The 18,657-nt window shown below is 69.9% G+C and carries 20 protein-coding genes; 12 read left to right on the top strand and 8 right to left on the bottom strand.

Annotated features, from left to right (window positions below):
* Positions 1-22 precede the first annotated feature (22 nt).
* Positions 23-310: a DUF883 family protein gene (locus QPK29_RS26265; RefSeq protein WP_371771514.1), complete on the top strand. Its 288-nt coding sequence runs from the start codon at positions 23-25 to the stop codon at positions 308-310.
* A gap of 17 nt (positions 311-327) precedes the next feature.
* Here the strand turns inward: QPK29_RS26265 and bufB are convergent, their stop codons facing one another.
* The 8 genes from bufB to QPK29_RS26225 form a co-directional block, all read right to left on the bottom strand.
* On the bottom strand, positions 328-1,959 hold the full coding sequence (gene bufB, locus QPK29_RS26260; RefSeq protein WP_371771515.1) for an MNIO family bufferin maturase: 1,632 nt from the start codon (positions 1,957-1,959) through the stop codon (positions 328-330).
* 8 nt (positions 1,960-1,967) lie between these two features.
* Complete coding sequence (locus QPK29_RS26255) at positions 1,968-2,237, bottom strand: BufA1 family periplasmic bufferin-type metallophore (protein ID WP_371771516.1); 270 nt, start codon at positions 2,235-2,237, stop codon at positions 1,968-1,970.
* Positions 2,238-2,473: 236 nt separating this feature from the next.
* A complete protein-coding gene (locus tag QPK29_RS26250) occupies positions 2,474-2,674 on the bottom strand; it encodes a YjfB family protein (protein WP_371771517.1) in 201 nt (66 codons plus the stop codon).
* Between the two features lie 93 nt (positions 2,675-2,767).
* The gene (gene mobB, locus QPK29_RS26245) at positions 2,768-3,304 is read right to left on the bottom strand and encodes a molybdopterin-guanine dinucleotide biosynthesis protein B (RefSeq protein WP_229412271.1); all 537 of its coding nucleotides are present in this window, start codon (positions 3,302-3,304) and stop codon (positions 2,768-2,770) included.
* On the bottom strand, positions 3,291-4,013 hold the full coding sequence (locus QPK29_RS26240) for a general secretion pathway protein GspB (protein WP_371771518.1): 723 nt from the start codon (positions 4,011-4,013) through the stop codon (positions 3,291-3,293). The genes mobB and QPK29_RS26240 overlap by 14 nt, the downstream gene beginning before the upstream one ends.
* Before the next feature lies 1 nt (position 4,014).
* The gene (locus QPK29_RS26235; RefSeq protein WP_371771519.1) at positions 4,015-5,604 is read right to left on the bottom strand and encodes an ExeA family protein; all 1,590 of its coding nucleotides are present in this window, start codon (positions 5,602-5,604) and stop codon (positions 4,015-4,017) included.
* A gap of 15 nt (positions 5,605-5,619) precedes the next feature.
* Complete coding sequence (locus tag QPK29_RS26230; protein WP_056129086.1) at positions 5,620-6,105, bottom strand: hypothetical protein; 486 nt, start codon at positions 6,103-6,105, stop codon at positions 5,620-5,622.
* Positions 6,087-6,272, bottom strand: a complete 186-nt coding sequence (locus tag QPK29_RS26225; protein ID WP_036238481.1) for a hypothetical protein — start codon at positions 6,270-6,272, stop codon at positions 6,087-6,089. The genes QPK29_RS26230 and QPK29_RS26225 overlap by 19 nt, the downstream gene beginning before the upstream one ends.
* A gap of 205 nt (positions 6,273-6,477) precedes the next feature.
* Between QPK29_RS26225 and QPK29_RS26220 the strand changes: the two genes are divergently transcribed.
* From QPK29_RS26220 to QPK29_RS26170, 11 genes are all read left to right on the top strand, one after another.
* A complete protein-coding gene (locus QPK29_RS26220; RefSeq protein WP_371771520.1) occupies positions 6,478-7,446 on the top strand; it encodes a hypothetical protein in 969 nt (322 codons plus the stop codon).
* A 217-nt stretch (positions 7,447-7,663) separates the two neighbouring features.
* Positions 7,664-9,031 carry a GIN domain-containing protein gene (locus QPK29_RS26215; RefSeq protein ID WP_371771521.1) on the top strand — a complete coding sequence of 456 codons (1,368 nt, stop codon included), beginning with the start codon at positions 7,664-7,666 and terminating at the stop codon, positions 9,029-9,031.
* Positions 9,032-9,041: 10 nt separating this feature from the next.
* On the top strand, positions 9,042-9,416 hold the full coding sequence (locus QPK29_RS26210; protein WP_371771522.1) for a hypothetical protein: 375 nt from the start codon (positions 9,042-9,044) through the stop codon (positions 9,414-9,416).
* 58 nt (positions 9,417-9,474) lie between these two features.
* Positions 9,475-11,403, top strand: coding sequence for a CocE/NonD family hydrolase (locus QPK29_RS26205; protein WP_371771523.1), 1,929 nt, complete (start codon positions 9,475-9,477; stop codon positions 11,401-11,403).
* 8 nt (positions 11,404-11,411) lie between these two features.
* A complete protein-coding gene (locus tag QPK29_RS26200) occupies positions 11,412-11,810 on the top strand; it encodes a GFA family protein (protein WP_371771524.1) in 399 nt (132 codons plus the stop codon).
* Positions 11,811-11,933: 123 nt separating this feature from the next.
* Positions 11,934-12,803, top strand: coding sequence for a protease HtpX (gene htpX, locus QPK29_RS26195; RefSeq protein ID WP_371771525.1), 870 nt, complete (start codon positions 11,934-11,936; stop codon positions 12,801-12,803).
* A complete protein-coding gene (locus QPK29_RS26190; RefSeq protein WP_371771526.1) occupies positions 12,800-13,918 on the top strand; it encodes an AI-2E family transporter in 1,119 nt (372 codons plus the stop codon). Before htpX ends, QPK29_RS26190 begins: the two co-directional genes overlap by 4 nt.
* Positions 13,919-13,982: 64 nt before the next feature.
* Positions 13,983-14,858: a BadF/BadG/BcrA/BcrD ATPase family protein gene (locus tag QPK29_RS26185; RefSeq protein WP_371771527.1), complete on the top strand. Its 876-nt coding sequence runs from the start codon at positions 13,983-13,985 to the stop codon at positions 14,856-14,858.
* Between the two features lie 11 nt (positions 14,859-14,869).
* Positions 14,870-15,979: an N-acetylglucosamine-6-phosphate deacetylase gene (gene nagA, locus QPK29_RS26180; protein WP_371771528.1), complete on the top strand. Its 1,110-nt coding sequence runs from the start codon at positions 14,870-14,872 to the stop codon at positions 15,977-15,979.
* Positions 15,972-16,982, top strand: a complete 1,011-nt coding sequence (locus QPK29_RS26175; protein ID WP_200949017.1) for an SIS domain-containing protein — start codon at positions 15,972-15,974, stop codon at positions 16,980-16,982. The genes nagA and QPK29_RS26175 overlap by 8 nt, the downstream gene beginning before the upstream one ends.
* 9 nt (positions 16,983-16,991) lie before the next feature.
* A complete protein-coding gene (locus QPK29_RS26170) occupies positions 16,992-18,476 on the top strand; it encodes a glycoside hydrolase family 3 protein (protein ID WP_371771529.1) in 1,485 nt (494 codons plus the stop codon).
* Positions 18,477-18,657: the final 181 nt, after the last annotated feature.

Here is an 18,657-nt window from a genome sequence, read left to right as displayed (position 1 = left end):
ATTCGGCCCAAAGGTGAGGAAGATGGAAACCCCAGAATCAAGCCCCATGACGCAGCAGCGCTTGATCGGCGACCTGCGTCTCGTCATCGAAAACGCGGAAGAACTGCTCAAGAATACCGATCACTACACCGGAGTCGTGTACCAGAACGCCCGCGCCAAGCTGGCCGTCGCGCTCAATGCCGCCAATGAGGAACTGGCCCGCTTCGAAGAGGACCAGTTGAACCGGATGATGGAAGCGACGCGTGCGGCCAACGAGCTGCACCACGACAAGACCGGAGAAGAACGCATCCTGCGCGCCTTCTACCACTGACCGCGCGGCGCCACCGTCTACGGCGCCGCGTTTGCCCCGTTTTTGATTCCCGCCACCATTCCCCGATCGAGCCAGCGCCGCAGGTGCACGGCCACGTCGAAGTCCTCGTCCACATCGAATGCCGCATCGAGCGCCGCGCCGAAGGTGTCGCCGTGCGCCAGGCACGCCAGCGCCGCATGTTCCGCCGCGCCGATGGCTTCCACTTCCACGTCGAGCCGGGGCCGCAGCACCAGCGCGTGCGCGGCCGTCCGCAATTCATCCGGAAAGTCCGGACCGTCCGCCTGGTGCGCGCGCCACAGCGCCACGGTGGCCCACGGCGACGCATGCAGGCGCAGCGCCGGATGCAGCACGGCGCGCGCCGCCTCGAAGGCATCCGGCGCGAGGCCGGCGAGGCTCGCGGGCGCCGCATCCGCATCGGGCGCGTACCACGCCTCGTGCACGCACCATTCGAGGCGCGCGACGTCGGGCAGGTAGGGATGATCGGCCGCCGGCGTAAAACCGGCGAGGAAGTCGGGCAGCGCGGCGCCGAAACGATTGAGGTCCGGATCGCGCGCCGGATGCGCCTGGCCGTAGACCCGCGCGAGCGCGTCGAAAAATTCCTCGCCCACGAGCTGGCGCAGCACGGGGTACGCCGACGCCAGCGCGCGCGTCCAGTGCGCGTGCAGGTTGCCCCGGTAGATGCCGACGCGGCGCGGATCGCCTTTCAGCAGCGGAGCTAATGCGGCGTCGTGCGTGCTGTCGAACAGCGCCGCGCCGAAGGTTTGCTGGAGGGCGTCCAGGCCGGCGGCCGGTGCCGGGTCGACAGGCGCGACGGCGCTGTCGGCGACGACGCCCCGCCCCGCCGTCGCGGCAATCGCATCCGCCTGCGCCACCTCGTCGAGCAGCACGTCGAGCGGCGGCAGGTCCGTGTCCCATTCGACGAGCGTGGGCACGGCGCCGAAGCGGGCCAGCGCCGCGCGGTACAGGTTCCACACGGGCGGCGCGACGCGGGCGCCGTGGTGGTCGATGAGGCCATCGTCCGTGACGAGATGGCCGCCCAGGTGGATCTCGCCCACGCAGCCGGCCGGCAGCGCGGCGATGGCGGCATGCGCATCCTCGCCGTGATTGCGCTCGTTGACGTACAGGTTGTTCACGTCCAGCAGCACGCCGCAGCCCGTGCGGCGCGCGAGTTCGGCGAGGAAGTCCGCCTCGCTCATCGCGTCGCCCGCGAAGCGCACGTAGGTGGAGACGTTTTCGACGAGGATGCGCCGTCCCAGCACGTCCTGCACGCGCGCGACGCGCGCGGCGACGAGGTCGAGCGCCTCACGGTCCAGCCGCAGGGGCAGCAGGTCGTTCAGCTGGCGGTCGCGCAGCGCGCCCCAGGACAAGTGTTCGGAGACGAGCACCGGCTGGAGTGTACGCACGAGGGCGGCCACGCGGGCCAGGTGGTCATCGGAAAAGCCGTGCACGGACCCGAGGCCGAGGCCCACGCCGTGCAGGCTGACCGGATAGTCGCGGCGCACCGCGGACAGCACGCGCCAGTCGTGGCCGGCGCGTGCGAGAAAGTTTTCCGTGTGGACCTCGACCCAGCCAACGTCGGGCCGGCGTTCGAGGAACTCGCGGTAATGCGGCGCGCGCAGGCCAAGGCCGGCACGGCGGGCGGCGGCCATGATGAGGCTTATTTACCCTGTTTCGGCGGATTCAGTTTGCCGCCGTCTTTTTCACAGGTGCCCTTCGGGACGAATTTCCATTCTCCCGGGTCCTTGTCGGCCGTCGCCATGCCGGCGCAACCGTGGGTGGCGGTACCGCAATCGTTCTGGCCGGCCTTGGCGACGCCGTAGCATTTTTCTTCGTTGCCGGATTGCGCATCCATCTGGCCGGCGGCCGTGGCCTGGGTGGCGCAGACGCTCGCGAGCGCGGCGGCGATCAGGGCTTGTCGTTTGTTCATTGGGGATTCTCCGAAATGCAGGTCAGTACACGGCAGGCATTCTATCCCGGCCGGAGCGTAACGAGTGGAAAAGTAACCCGGCCGGGGCGGCCGTTGTCGGCTGCGCGCCGGACGTCGTCGTCGCTGGCGGCAGCCCGATGGTGGCGGCTGAGCGGATGGTATTGTGTGGCCGCCCCCGTCGCGCCGGGTACTGGGCCGATAACGCGGGCGGCGGGAATTCCGTTGACGCGCGCGCGTCAGGCCGTCGTGTTGATGTGGTTGCCCAGGTGCGGCGGCAGGTTCGGCGCCGGCGCGGCGGACTGCACCGCTTCCAGCAACTGGGTGGCTGCCGAGGCCTGGATGTCCTGCGTCTTTTTCAGCACGGCGACGGCGACGTCCTGGCGGATGCCGGTGTCGGCGATGCTGGTGGCAAGCTTGGCGATACCTAAGGCGTCCATATGCGCTCCTGGTGGGTGTGTCGACGGTCGGCCAGCACGGGGTTCGCCCGCACGACCGCTTATCCCGTGTTAACGACACGACCGGCAGGAACTTTAGGCGGGCAAACCATTAAATTGCCTGACCCAGCGCAAGACCGCGTCCGCGTCGAGCAGGTCCAGCCACGCCACCTGCGGCGCCAGCCCCTGCGGGCGCGCCATCGTGGACGCGACGGCCACGATGTGCGGGTCGCCCGGGAACATCGGCGGCTTGCCGACGTCGGGCCGGTACACCTCCAGCTTGGGCAGCGCCTCCCATTTATAGCCTTCCACCAGGGTCAGGTCCGCCGGCGCGAGGCGTGCCAGGTGTTCGGCCAGCGACGGCTCCGCGGCGCCGCGCAGCTCGCGCATGATGGCCACGCGGTACGGCGATGCGATCATGACCTCGGCCGCGCCGGCCGCGCGCATGCGGGCGCTGTCCTTGTGCGGCGGTTCCAGCATGACGTCGTGGTGGCTGTGCTTGACGACGTTGACGCGCAGCCCGGACGCGGCCAGCCGCGCGACGACGAGTTCCAGCAGCGTCGTCTTGCCGCTGCCGGACCATCCGATGACGCCCAGCACGGGCCCGCGGCCGGCGAAATCAGTAGGCGACACGGTAGCGGATTCCCCGGAAGTTCATGACGGCCGCCTTGGGCAGCAGCTTTTCCAGCACGAGGCCGGGGGCGACCTCCTCGCCTTCGTGGCGCAGCGCCTTGTCGACGATCAGCAGGCGGTCGGCCGCGTTGGCGGAATACATGTAGCCGCCGAACGTGACGCGCGGGATGTCGCGCTGCTGGGCGTCGGGCAGCTGCTGCAGGAACGGCAGGCTGTCTTCCGGCGCCGCCTTCGCGACGGGCGCCGGCGCGGCGGCCGGCACCGGCACCGGGGCCGGGCGGGAGGGTGCGGGCGTGGGCGCAGGTGCGCGTTCGCGCACGGTCACGGGCGGCGGCGCTGGCGGCGCGCTCACCACCAGCGGCTCCGGCGCGGGTGCTGCCGGCGCGGGCGCAGGCGCGGGCGCGGGTACGTGTTCGCGCACCGTCACGGGCGGCGGCGCTGGCGGCGCGCTCACCACCAGCGGCTCCGGCGCGGGTGCTGCCGGCGCGGGCGCGCGCTGCGCGACGGTCTGCGGCGCCGGCCGCCCCAGCACCAGCGCCCCCACGACGACGACGAGCGCCCCGGCGCCGAGGCCGACGAACAGCGGCTTGCGGCTCGCCGCGGCGGCCGCCGGCGCGGGCGTCGACGCCTGCGGCGCGTGGATCGTCGGCGCGTTGCCGAGCTGGCGTTCGGCCTGGGCCTTCTTCAGGGCTTCGAGGATGTACGACATATCACTTCCCGGTGGCTGCCAGCAGGCGCGGTTCGTCGACGCCCGCCAGCTGGTTCAGGCGCATGTAGGTGCGCGGACCGGCCAGGCCGTCCGCCTTCAGGTTCTGCTTGACCTGGAACGCGCGCAGCAGGCGCCGCGTGGGCTCGTCCAGGACTTGCCCGGCCGGCGGCGCGGCGCGCCTGCCGTCCAGTTCCGCGAGGCGGGCAGCGATCCAGTCGACGTCCGGCCCGCTGTCTCCCGGCCCCACCTGGTCGCGGAAACCGCGCGGCACCTTCCACAAGGTCGTGTACTCGCCGTCGATGCGGGTCGCGAGCAGCCCCAGGCTCACCGTGTGGCGCTGGCCGTTGATCGCGAGCGTGGCCGTGTCGTCGTCCATGCCGGTCAGCACGGCGTAGCCGACCCGGGCGCCGTCGTGCAGGCCGACGATGGCCGGCCGGTCGAGCAGGCGCAGTTCATACAGGCCGCCGCGGCCCTGGTAGCAGCGCAGGCCGGCGCGCGGCGCGGCATCGCACGCGGCGGCGGCCGGCAGTTGCTGGCCCCACAGCGCGCCCAGTTCGCGCAGCGCGTCGTCCTGCGTGGACAGCGCCAGCGGCTTCGGCTGCATGCCCGCCTTCGCGGGCGCGGGCTGCGCTTTCACGGCCACGGGCGCAGCCGGCGCAGGCGTCGGACGATGCGGCACCGCCTGCCACGCCGCCGCGCTGATGGCGGCGCCGGCCAGCACGCCGCCGGCCACGAACGGCCAGCGCAGCGGCTTGCGCGGCGCACCGCCGGCGATCGCATCGTCGCCGGCGAACACCTCGCGCGCGGCACGGCGCAGGATCGCCGGCGTGACGTCGCGGCTGTTCTCGACATAGGCGCCGAGCAGCGCGCGGTCGCACAACAGGTTGATGCGGCGCGGTACGCCTTCCGTCAGGCGGTGGATCGATGGCGCCAGCGCGGCGGGAACCGGCGTCGTGCCCTGCACGCCCGCGACGGCCAGGCGGTGCGCGACATAGGCGCCCGTTTCGTCGGCGGACAACGGACCGAGATGGTAGCGGGCGATGACGCGCTGGGCCAGCTGCTCCAGTTCGGGCCGCGCGAGCATCGTGCGCAGTTCGGGCTGGCCGATCAGGATGATCTGCAGGAGCTTGCGCTCGCTGGTCTCCAGGTTCGTCAGGAGGCGCAGCTGCTCCAGCACCTGGGCCGACAGGTTCTGCGCCTCGTCGATCACGAGCACGTTGTTGTGCCCTTGCGCGTGGCTGTCGAGCAAATAGGCGTTGATCGCGTCCACATAGGCCTTCACCCCCGCCGCGGACGACACGGTGATGCGGAATTCGTCGCAGATCGTCTGCAGCAATTCCTCGACCGTCAGCTTCGGGTTGAAGATATAGGCCAGGCGGCAGTCGTCCGGCACCTGCTCGATGAAGCAGCGGCACACGGTCGTCTTGCCGGCGCCGATCTCGCCCGTGAGCAGCACGAAGCCCCCGCCGCTGCCTATCCCATAGAGCAGGTGCGCGAGCGCCTCGCGATGGCGTTCGCTCATGAACAGGTAACGCGGATCGGGCGCGATGGAAAACGGCGCCTGTTTTAAGTGGAAATAGTTTGTGTACATGTCAATACCAAAAGCTTACCGGCGCGGTGGCAGCGGTTTGAACTTCGCGCAGTATATTTTGCTTTTGGCATTGTAGTAAGCGATCGTGCTGCCGGGGACGGATACGCGCAAAGGGTAAGGCGACGCATCGGCCGCCAGGTGGCGCACGCCCGCCGCCTTGCGGACGGCCTGTTCCAGTTCGTCCGGCGCCACGTCGGCGACGGCGCCCACGAACACCCATTCGCTCGTGTCGTCGCTGACCATCACCTCGGTGACGGGCGCGCCCCACAGGGTCGTCTCGCCCGTGCGGAACCAGTACGCGCCGCCTTCGTGCTTGTACGCGGGGCCGAAATGGGTCTTCAGCCAGGCATAGAAATACTTGTTGTCGAGATGGTCGTGGCACAGCAGGGCCGCGCCGATGACGGGGCCGAACGTGGACGGCGGCTTGTCCTGGGTCTGCGCGTGCACGGGCGCGACGAGCGCCAGTGCGGCAGCCAGCAGGCCTACAATTTTCCCAACCATGCGCGGTTGGCGGCGATCTTCGCCTTCACCGAGGCCGGCAGCGCCTCGTAACAGCCTGGATGCTGCTTGAGCGCGTGCTCGCGCACTTCCTTTTCCATGCCGTTGACGATGAATATATAGACGGAGGCACCTTCCGCATTCTTGCGGGTGCCCATGTAGCGAATCACGATGGTCTCCTTGACGAGCGCCCATTATGACATTCGCCCTCCGTTCCGGCCACGGCCGGGCACCAGGCGTGCGCCGGGATGGCGTGCGCATAATGGCCCGGCAGGCTCCGTCGTTGCGCTCCAGCCACATCTGCAGCAGGTCGCGGTTGTCATGCTGCCAAGGCGATCCCGGCGGGCAGGCGGGCCGCGACCTATAATCGCCGGCATGACGACCGCCCGCCTCCCCCGCCTCCTCGCCTGCGCGCTCGCCCTGGCGGCCTGCACGGCGCATGCCGCCACGCCCCGCCTGTGGAAAGCCACGCACGCGGTCGAGGGCCATGGCACGACCACGCTGTACGTGCTCGCCGCGGCGCCCGCCGGCCTGCCGGCCGAATTCGACGCCTATTACACGCGCGCCGTGCTGCCCGCGCTGCGCGCGTCCGCCACGCTGGCGGTCGAAGGCGTGGGCGATGGCGAGGAAGGCCCGGCGACACCGGGGTGCGACCTGCGCCAGCTCGACGAGCAAGGCATTGCCACGCTGAACGACGCGCGCCAGCGCATCCTCACGCTCGCGCTGCAGGCCGACATGGCCCGGCGCGACGCCCTCGACGTCAAGGCGCTCGCGAAGGCGCCCGACCCGGACACCCAGGCGCAGTCCTGGGCGCGCCTGATCGAGATGAGCGACGAATTCACGCTGCTGCAATTCGCACGGGTCCAGGCGGCCTCGCTCGCGTCCGCCGCGCCGGACCACAAACAAGGCGCCAACGTCGCCGAGGCCCTCGTACGCGCGCGCCCGGATATCCCCGTGCACGACATCGATTACCGCACGGGCATGATGCACGCCTACTGCGCCGCCGGGCCGCGCCGCACGATGATGCTGCTGGACGTCGTGGACAGCGCGCCGCCCTCCGCAACGGCCACGGCGCGCCTCACGCGCGACTTCGACGCCCTGCTGCGCGGCCGCGCGCCGTCCGACGGGAGCCCGCTGACCCGGCTGGCGCCGCTGGACGCGGGCCTCGTCTGCGCGCGCAACCGCGACTGGATCGCGCGCATGGGGAAGGTGGCGGATGGGCGCGCGCATTTCTACGTGGTCCCCGTGCGCAGCCTGTTCGCGGCGCGGCATGACGACGCGGATTGCGGCGGGCTGCTGGACGATCTCGCACAGGCCGGCTTCACGGTCACGGCCGTCAAGTAACCCGCCGTTCCCGCGAAAGCGGGAACCCATGCCGAGCATCCTGGTCAGCGCCGTATGGATCCCCGTCTTCGCGGGGATGACAGCGACTCCATCCACTCCTTGTTTTCCGCAGCCTGTCCCCCGTTTTCGCGCATTCGTCGAAAGCCGGCTGCGCCGGCGTCCTGCCTGCCGTATCGTGCAGTCTCCCGGCGCTGCCGCAGACAACAACGACGACACCATGAAAAACGCCCTCAAGCTCACCGTCCTGGCCGCCGCGCTCGCGGCCGGCGCCTTCGTCACGATGCCCGCCTCGTTCGCCCGGCCGCAGGACACGGGCAATGCCGTCGCCACCGAACAGCGCGCAATCACGGCATTCAATTCGATCGAGCTGGCGGGCCCCTACCACGTCGTGATCGACGCCCAGGCGAAGCCGTCGCTGGAACTGAGCGGCGAACGCAAGCGGCTGGCCGAGATCGAGACCGTCGTGCGCGGCGACACGCTCGTCGTGCGCCCCGTGCAGCGCAACGGTTTCTTCTTCAACTTCGGCAAGCGCCGCGAGACGGTCACCGTCCGCATCGGCGCGTCCGCCCTCAAACGCCTGACGGTGGCCGGCAGCGGCGACGTCGAGATCGACCGCATCGACGCCGAGCGTTTCACGCTGGCCGGCAACGGCCCGGGCGACGTGCACGCGAGCGGCACCGTGCGCCAGCTGACCGTGACGTCCAGCGGCAGCGGCGACCTGGAGCTGCGGCGCCTGAAAGCCGGCGACGTCGACCTGGCGCTGAACGGTCCGGGCGACGTGGAACTGGCCGACGTGAGCGGCACGCTGTCCGTGCAGGCCGGCGGCTCCGGCGACCTGGAAGCGGAGGGCCTGCGCGCAAGCAAGGTGACGGCACGCATGCGCGGGCCGGGCAACGTCCAGCTGTCGGGCAGCGCGCGCGAACTGGACCTGGAGATGTCCGGCTCGGGCGACTTCGAAGGGTGCGACCTGCGCATCGACGGCGGCGCGCGCAGCGTGCAGCGCGGACCGGGCAATGCCTGCCTCGCGGGCGCCATCCGCAAGTTCGACGGCGAAGTGGACGGCTCGGGCGAACTGGCCGTGCGCGGCCTGCAGGCCGGGACGGCGCAGCTGCGCATGAACGGGCCGGGCAACGTCGCGCTGGCCGGCACGGTGGGCGACCTGAACGTGGAACTGGCCGGCTCGGGCGACCTCGATGCGGCCGGCCTCAAGACGGGCAAGGCGACGGTGCGGGGCCGCGGCCCCGGTGGCGTCACGCTGGCGAACGTGGGCGATACGCTGGACGCGGCCCTGTCGGGCTCCGGCGGCCTGAAGGCGAGCATGTCCGGCAAGCGCCTGCTGCTGCGCATGAACGGTCCGGGCGACGCCCGCATCGATGGGCGTGTTGCCCAGGTCGACGCCCGGATCGCGGGCTCGGGCAGCCTCGATGGCCACGGCCTGACGGCCGCCCATGCCGACATCGTCGTGCACGGACCGGGCACCGCCTCGGTCAACGTCGTCTCCCAGCCCGACCGCGCGGACACGAAGACCGTCGCGCGCGGCCAGCTGCTGCTCGTCGACCGCAGCGGTTCGCACACGACCCGCTAAGGAGGTCGTCATGCTATCCGTCTTCGCCCGTATCAAACGCCGCCTGGTGCCGACGCTTGCCCCCGCCGTGCGCGTGTTCCCGGACTGCTTCGCCGCCGACGACACCGTCGTGCCGTGGGCGGACGTGAGCCGCGTGCTGGCCTATGCGAACGAGGACGGCTTGCGCATCGAGGTGCGCGCCGCGCATCTGATTGAAGCCATCGTGCTCCTCGAGACGCAGCCCGGCTTCGACGCGTTCGTGCGCATGGCCGACCGGCGCCTGACCTTCCCGCTCGCGTGGTGGGAAGCGCTGCCGCGCACGCGCCGCGTGGTGCTGTTCGAGGCCGCGCTGCGGGAAGTCCAGCTCGACCATCCGCACGCCGCGCCACGTACCGCCCACGGCTGAACGCCTGGTCCTTGTGCTAATGTAGCGGGCGCCGCCCACGACACGCCCAAGGATATCGATGACGTCATTCCCAGTCCGCCTCGCGCCGCTCATCGGTGCAGTGGCGCTCGCCGGTTTCGCGCACGCGCAGACGGCGCCGCAGTATGCGGAACTCCCGTCCGAGACCCCGGCCGAATTCAGGGCGCCCGACGCCGGCTTCAACTACGTGAAGCGCACGGTGATGATCCCCATGCGCGACGGGACGAAGCTGAACACCATCATCATCGTGCCGAAGGGCGTGCAGAACGCACCCATCCTGCTCACGCGCACGCCCTACGATGCGTCCAGCCTCGTGAACCACGCGGACAGCGCCGACCTGGAGACGATCCTGACGGGCTACGACAACGCGGCCGACGTCATCGCCGGAGAAGGCTATATCCGCGTCGTGCAGGACGTGCGCGGCAAATACGGTTCCGAAGGCGACTACGTGATGAACCGCCCGCTGCATGGCCCGCTGAACCCGACGCCCGTCGACCACTCGACCGACACGTACGACACGATCGAGTGGCTGACGAAGAACGTCCCCGAGACGAATGGCCGCGTGGGCATCATCGGCATTTCGTACGACGGCTTCTTGCCGCTGATGGCGCTCGTGAATCCGCACCCGGCGCTGAAGGTCGCGGTGCCGATGAATCCGATGGTTGACGGCTGGAAGGGCGACGACTGGTTCCACAACGGCGCCTTCCGGCAGATCAATATGTCGTACATGCTAGAACAGGTCGTCACGCGCGCGAACACGGCCAAGTGGCCCGTCACGAACTACGACGACTACGACATGTACCTGCGCGCCGGTTCCGCGGGCGCGCTGGGCCGCGAACGGGGCCTGGAACAGAGCGGTTTCTGGAACAAGGTCGTCGCGCATCCGGCGTACGACGCGTTCTGGCAGCAGCAGGCGATGGATACTATCCTCGCGCGGCAGCCCGTCACGGTGCCGACGCTCCTCGTGCACAGTTACTGGGACGCGGAAGACATCTACGGCGCCGTCGCCGTGTGGAAGGCGATCAAGCCGCACGACACGGAGAACAAGGTGTTCCTGTCGCTGGGCCCGTGGTCGCACGGCGGCGCGATCGGCGACGGCGCCACGCTGGGCGCTTTGAAATTCGGCAGCGACACGGCGTTGTACTGGCGCCAGCAGGTCTTGAAACCGTTCCTCGCGCGCTACCTGAAAGGCGATGAGCGTGTACCCGCGATTCCGACGGTGACCGCGTTCGAGACGGGCACGAACAAGTGGCGCAGCCTGCCCGCGTGGCCGAGCGGCGCCGTCGAACCCGTCGCGCTGCGCCTGGCCGCGAACCAGAAGGCCCAGCTGGGCGGCGCGGCCGATGCGAAGGGCTACGACGAATACGTGTCCGACCCGGCCAAGCCCGTGCCCTTCCGCCAGCGTCCGATTCCGCCGTACGGCTACGACGAAGCGAAGGGGCAGACGTGGCCGCGCTGGCTCGTCGACGACCAGCGCGAGGCGTCGGGCCGCACGGACGTCGCGACGTTCGTGTCCGACTTGCTGACGGCGCCCGTGAAGATCAGCGGCGAGCCGGTCGCGCACCTCGTCGCGTCGACGAGCGGCACGGATTCCGACTGGGTCGTGAAGCTGATCGACGTGTACCCGGACCAGGTGGGATCGCAGCCGGCGCTGGGCGGCTACCAGCTGATGGTCGCGGGCGACATCTTCCGCGGCCGCTACCGCGAAGGCTTCGACAAGCCGAAGGCGCTGGCGCCGAACAAGGCGCTGGCGTACCGCATCGAGCTGCCGACGGCGAACCACGTGTTCCTGCCCGGCCACCGCATCATGGTGCAGGTGCAATCGAGCTGGTTTCCGCTGTACGACCGCAATCCGCAGACGTTCGTGCCGAACATCTTCTTCGCCCAGCCGGGGGACTACCGCAAGGCCACGCAGCGCATCTACCACAGCAGCTACGTCGAACTGCCGCTCGTGAAAGCGGCGCAATGACGGGCGGCGTGCGCACCTGGCACGGCAGCTGCCACTGCGGCGCCGTGCGCTTCGCGGCCGACATCGACCTCGATCGCGGCACGATCGTCTGCAACTGCAGTCTCTGCACCAAGCAGCGCAATTGGGCGGCGATCGTGCCCGCGGCCGCGTTCCGCCTTCTGCATGGCGCCGGCGCGCTGACGGAATACCGCTGCAACACGCGCACGGAACGCCACCTGTTCTGCGCCACGTGCGGCATCCGGCCGTTCGGCACGGGCACGTCGCCGCGCTGGGGAGAGTACGTGGCGGTCAGCGTACACTGCCTGGACGACCTGGCGGCCGACGCACGCGCGGCGCTGCCCGTCACGTACCTGAACGGCCGCGATGACGACTGGGACAACCCGCCAGCCGACGTGCGTCAGTTATAATTCCATTTTTTCGAAGAAATCCTTCTGTTTACTTCGCTTTTCCAAGATGCCTCCTTGTCCTATCCTTCGCCTTGACCACGGCCGCTTGCGCCGCGATTCTTGTTATTGATGAGAGATACGACCATGAAACGCATCCTGCTTTTCCTTGCCACCAACCTCGCCATCATGCTCGTGCTTGGCATCACGGCGAGCCTGCTGGGCGTTAACCAATACCTGACGGCCAAGGGCCTGAACCTGGGCGCCCTGCTCGTCTTCGCCGGCCTGATGGGCTTCGGCGGCGCCTTCATTTCGCTGTGGCTGTCGAAGCCCATCGCGAAATGGTCGACCGGTGCGCGCGTGATCGCGCAGCCGTCCAACCCCACCGAGCGCTGGCTGCTCGACACCGTCGCGCGCCAGGCGCAGAAGGCCGGCATCGCGATGCCGGAAGTCGCGATCTACGAAGGCGCGCCGAACGCATTCGCGACCGGCGCGACGAAGAACGCGTCGCTAGTCGCCGTGTCGACCGGCCTGCTCACGTCGATGACGCACGATGAAGTGGAAGCGGTGCTCGCGCACGAAGTGGCGCACGTCGCGAACGGCGACATGGTGACGCTCACGCTGATCCAGGGCGTCGTGAACACGTTCGTGATCTTCCTGGCGCGCGTCGTCGCGTACTTTGTCGACCAGTTCCTGCGCCGCGACGGCGAGGAGCGCGGTCCCGGCATCGCGTTCACGATCACCTCCGTCGTGTGCGACCTGCTGTTCGGCCTCGTGGCCAGCATCATCGTGGCCTGGTTCTCGCGCCAGCGCGAATACCGCGCCGACCGCGGCGCCGCCCGGATCATGGGCACGCCGCGCCCGATGATCGCCGCGCTCCGTCGCCTGGGCGGCTTGGATCACGCCGACCTGCCGAAGAACCTTGCCGCAGCGGGTATCGCCGGCGGCGGCGTGCTGGCCCTGTTCAGCAGCCACCCGTCGTGCGAGGACCGCATCGCGGCCTTGCAGCAGGCATGACGGACCGGCGCTCCCCCAGACTTCTCGTGCCGGCGCTGTTCGCGCTGGCGCTGGCCGTCCTCCTGCAGCACTTCCTCGGCGCGCTGGCCTGGGCCGGCCTGCTCGCCGTGATCACCTGGCCCGCGCACGTCCACCTGCAGCGCCGCGGCTGGCCGCCGGCCGCCAGCGCGGCCTGCCTCGTGGGCCTGCTGATCCTCGGTTTCGTCGGCCCATCCATCCTGTTGCTGAATACGCTGGGCGGCGAACTCGCCGGCGTGCAGCGCCTCCTGGCCCGCGCCAACGAGACAGGCATCCCCGTCCCCGTCTGGATCGCGCACCTGCCGATGGTGGCCGAACACGCGGTCCAGTGGTGGAACGACCACCTTGCCCTGCCCGGCGGCTTGAACCGCCTCGTCGGCAGCGCGGCCGGCGATTTCGCCCCGCACCTGACGGGCGCCGCGCGCCTGTGGGGCTCGACGATCCTCGCGAATGCGCTGTACCTGTTCCTCGCCCTGCTCACCCTGTTCGTCCTGTACCTGCACGGCCCCGCCGCCATCCACCACGTCGACACGGCCGGCATGCGCGCGCTGCCGCGCCAGTATCCGATGCTGCGCCGCGTGTTCCCCCTGTCCGTGCGCGGCACGGCGCTGGGCCTCGTCTCCGTCGCCATCCTCGAGGGCTGCGTGCTCGGCGCCGCCTACGCCATCGCGGGCGCGCCGGCGCCGGCGCTGCTGGGCGTGCTCACGGGGTATTTCGCGCTCGTGCCGGGCGGCGCGCCGCTGTCGTTCTCGCTCGTCTCGCTGCTGCTGCTGGGCCAGGGCCATTCCGGCGCCGCGCTGGGCCTGTTCTGCTGGGGCGCGTTCGAACTGTTCCTCGTCGATAAATTCATCCGCCCGAAGCTGATCGGCCGGCGCGTCAACCTGCCGTTCCTCGCCGTGCTGTTCGGCCTTCTCGGCGGTGTCTCGACCCTGGGTGTGATCGGCCTGTTCGTCGGTCCGTTCATGATGGCGATCCTGTTCGAATGGCTGCGCGACAATACCGCCTTCAATACCAATTCACCAGTCGACATGGATGTCTACAGCAGCGCGGACGAGACCAATTCCGCCTCTGCCGACCGGACCGACAATACCAATTAAATACCTGTTGACAAGCCTATCAGTGCTGCCTATAGTGCCCTGACCTTCCCGGCACAGCACTCATATGATCGACTATCTCATCGGCGTCGACGGCGGCGGCACCGGCACCCGCGTGCGCCTTGCGCGGATTTCTCCCCACGGTGTCGTCGAACTGGCCCAGGGCGCCAGCGGCCCGTCCGGCCTCGGCCTGGGCATCGCCCGCGCCTGGGCTTCCGTCCAGGACGCCGTCGCCCAGGCCTTCGCCGCGGCCGGCATCGAACGACCTTCGCTTGACCGCATCGCCATCGGTCTCGGCCTCGCCGGCGTGCACAATCGCCAGTGGGCGCAGGCGTTCGTGGACGCCGATCCCGGCTACGCCGCGCTGCGCCTCGAAACCGATGCTTTTTCTACCCTTGTGGGCGCGCACGGCGGCCGTCCCGGCGCCATCGTCGCCATCGGCACGGGCAGCGTCGGCGAAGTGCTGCAGCCCGACGGCACGCGGCGCGAAGTGGGCGGCTGGGGCTTCCCCGCCGGCGACGAAGCGAGCGGCGGCTGGATCGGCCTCGCCGCCATCAACCATATCGAACAGGTGCTCGACGGGCGCCGGCCCGGCAGCGCGTTCGCCGACGCCGTTATCGACGCCTGCGGCGGCAACCGCGCCGCGATCCAGGTCTGGCTCGGCCAGGCCACGCAGACGACGTACGCCACGCTCGCGCCGCTCGTGCTGCAGCACGCGGACGATCCGGCCGCGCGCGCCATCCTGGTGAAGGCCGGCGAGGAAGCGGCCGCCATCGCCCGCGCGCTCGACCCGGACGAGCGTCTCCCCCTCGCGCTGTGCGGCGGCCTGGGGAGCGCCCTGCGCGACTGGCTCCCGCCCGCGCTCGCGGCCCGCGCCCGCGCGCCGGAAGGCGATTCCGCGCGCGGCGCATTACGGATGATCGAGCTGCACGTCGCGGCATGAAAGGACCCACCATGCAAGGCAATATCCTGACTCCGGACGGCTGGATCCGCGGCCGCATCGTCATCGAAGACGGCACGACGACGATCGCCGCCATCGAAGGCGACGCGGCCGATCCGGCATCGAACAGCGACGACTACATCCTGCCCGGCTTCATCGACCTGCACGTGCACGGCGGCGCGGGACGCGACATGATGGAAGGCGGCGACGCGCCGCACGTGATCGCCCGCCTGCATGCGCGGCACGGCACGACGAGCCTGCTGGCCACGACGATGACGGCGCCGCTGGACGACATCGACCGCGCGCTCGCCGCCATCGGCACCGCGTGCGAGCAGCGCGGCAAGGACGAAGCGCGCATCCTCGGCGTGCACCTGGAAGGTCCGTACATCAACTCGGGCAAGCTGGGCGCGCAGCCGCCGTTCGCACGCGAAGCGACGATGGCGGAAGTGGAGCGATTCAACGCGCAGGCACCGATGCGGCTGATCACCGTGGCGCCCGAGATCGACGGCCACCTGTCTCTCGTGCGGCAGCTGGCGGACGCCGGCATCCGCGTGCAGATCGGCCACACGAACGGCAACTACGACGACGGCGTGCGCGCGCTGGAGCACGGCGCGGCCGGCTTCACGCATTTGTTCAACGCGATGCCGGGCCTGCACCACCGCGATCCCGGCATGGTGGGCGCCGCGCTCGCGCATGCGCAGTACGCGGAGATCATTCCCGACCTGTTGCACGTGCATCCGGGCGCGATCCGCACGGCGCTGCGCTGCATCCCGCACCTGTACTGCGTGACGGATTCCACGGCCGCCGCGGGCATGCCCGATGGCCAGTACATGCTGGGCCGCCAGGTCGTCCACAAATGCATGGGCGGCGTGCGCCTCGCGGACGGCACACTGGCAGGCAGCACGCTGACGATGGACCAGGCGCTGCGCAACCTCGTCTCGATCGGCCTCGATCTCGCCGACGCCGCGCGCCGCGTGTCGACGAACGCCGCCGACTACCTGGGCGAAACGCGCCGCGGCCGCATCGCGCCGGGCTGCTTCGCCGACCTCGTCGTGCTCGACCGCGACCTGAACCTGAAAACCGTTTATATCGAAGGAGAACAGTGTGACCTCGCTGATGCTTGAAGAAGCCGTGTCCGCGGCCGACTGCGTCGCCCTGCAGCTGGCCAACGACGCCGACCGCTACGCCGCGCTGGGCCACCACCTGCGGGGCGCCTCCTTCCATAATGCGGTGACGGTGGCGCGCGGCAGTTCGGACCACGCGTCCAGCTACCTCGCCTACCTGATCATGGCGCGCATGGGCCGTCTCGTGACGTCGCTGCCGATGTCGCTCGTCACGTTGTACAAGGCGCCGCTGCAGGCGTCCGGCACACTGGCCATATCGATCTCGCAATCGGGCCAGAGCCCGGACGTCGTCGAACCGATCCGCTACTTCCGCCAGGGCGGCGCGACGACCGTGGCGCTCGTGAACGACATCGATTCGCCGCTCGCACGCGCGGCCGAATGGGCGCTGCCGCTTCGGGCCGGGAAGGAGCACAGCGTCGCCGCGACGAAGAGTTTCATCACGAGCCTGACGGCCGGCGCGCGCCTCGTCGCGGAATGGCAGCAGGATGCGGAATTGAAGGACGGCCTGGCCGCCCTGCCGGACGCGCTGCGCCAGGCCGCGCGGACCGACTGGTCGGCGGCACTCGAGGTGTTGGCGCCGGCGCGCAACATCATGGTCGTGGGCCGCGGCATCAGCTTCCCGATCGCGCTGGAAGCGGCGCTGAAATTCAAGGAGACGTCGGCGCTGCAGGCGGAAGCGTTCTCCGGCGCGGAAATCAAGCATGGCCCGATGGCGCTGATCGATGAGGGCTATCCGCTGCTGATCTTCGCGACGCGGGGCCCGGCGCAAGCGGGTCTCGTCGCGCTGGCCGACGAGATGCGCGGCCGCGGCGCGCGCGTGCTGCTCGCAGCGCCGGCCGACATCGCCTCGCGCGACCTCGACCTGCCCGTGTCGACCTGCGCGGACCTCGACCCGATCGTCGCGATCAACGCGTTCTACGTGATGGCGGCGCACTTGTCGAAAGCGCGCGGACTCGATCCGGACAAGCCGCGCCACCTGAACAAAGTCACAAAAACACACTGAGCCGCACTGATGCACACGAACGATTTGCGCCAACTTGCCGGCCGCCTGATCATGATCCGGCTGTTCGGCACGGCACTCGACGCCGACACGGCCGACTTCATCCGCGCCAACCGCATCCGCGGCGCCTGCCTGTTCCGCCAGAACATGACGGACGCCGCACAGCTCACGCGTTTCACGAGCGATTTGAAAGATGCGATGGGCGAGCTCGCGCTGATCGCGCTCGACCAGGAAGGCGGCGCCGTCGTGCGCGCGCTGTGGGTGCCGCCGCCGCCGTCCGCGATGGCGCTCGGCGCGGCGGGCGACGAACCGCTCGCGCGCGACGTGGGCGCGGCCGTCGCGCGCGCGATCCGCGCGCTGGGCTTCAACTGGAACTTCGCGCCCGTGCTGGACCTGAACAACAACCCGCGCAATCCCGTGATCGCGGAGCGCTCGTTCGGCGCCGATCCGGATCGCGCCACGGCCCTCGCGCTCGCGTGGATGGCGGGCAGCGACAGCGAAGGCGTGGCCTGCTGCGTCAAGCACTTCCCCGGCCACGGCGACACGCACGTCGATTCGCACCGCGACCTGCCCACGGTCGACAAACCCTTGCCGGAACTGGAGCGCTTCGAATTCGCGCCGTTCCGCACGGCCGCGCCGCACGCGCCGGCCGTGATGACGGCGCACATCGTCTACCCCGCCCTCGACGCCGACAATCCGGCCACGATGTCGCGCGCGATCCTGCACGACCTGCTGCGCACCGAGTGGCGCTACGACGGCGTGATCATCACGGACGGCATGGACATGCACGCGATCGCGCACCGGTACGATGCCGGCGACGCCGCCGTGAACGCGCTGAGGGCCGGCGCGGACATGGTGATGGCCATCGGCAGCCGCGACACACAGGAACGCACGATCGCGGCGATCGCGGCCGCCATCGGGGACGGCCGCCTGCCGCTGGCCGACGTGCATGCGCGCCTGGCACGCCTGGACCGCCTCGCGCGCGCCCATCCAGCCGGCGCCGTGCAGTACGCGACCGAAGACGCCGACCGCGCGCTGATGGCGGACGCGTGGCGCCGGGCGCTCACGGCGCGTGGCAATCCACAGCGTCCCGCACCGGGCAGCAAGGTGCGCCTCGTCGCGCGCCAGGACGTGGTCAGCGACGGCGTGTCGGAAGCGGGCGTGCCGGCCAGCGCCATCGCGGCGATGCTGGCGACGCTGTTCGACGTGGACCTCGTGACGTTCGCGGATGCGGAAACGTTCGACTGGCATGCGCTGCCGGACGACGGCCGCTTCACGATCCTCGCGTCGACGTCGCGCCGCCGCTACGGCGCGCACGCGCGAGCCACGTGGACGCCGGACCTGCACCTCGCGCTGTGGAATCCGTACCAGGCGCTCGACGTCGCGGCGCCCGCGCTGATGACTTATGGCTTCGCACCGCCCGCGCTGGACGCGGTCCGGTCCTGGCTGGCCGGCGACATCGAGGCGACGGGGCAGTGTCCGGTTCCCGGCTTTTGACCGCGTCGGGTAACCACTTGTAACGCCGCATACCGACGTCGCACGGCTGGGGCACAATTGCCACGCCCGTCAGCAGTTTGTGGGACAATGCACGCTTTGTCCGAGATCGGCACCAGCACCGTCGGCGTATGTATTTGAAGCCATTACAGCCACTGAGCGGTGCAATTTTATCGTCATTAAG

This window comes from Massilia orientalis (genome assembly GCF_030411975.2).
Classification (GTDB): domain Bacteria; phylum Pseudomonadota; class Gammaproteobacteria; order Burkholderiales; family Burkholderiaceae_D; genus Telluria; species Telluria orientalis.
Note: the sequence above shows the minus strand (reverse complement) of the source record. Positions and strands in the feature narration are given on the sequence as shown.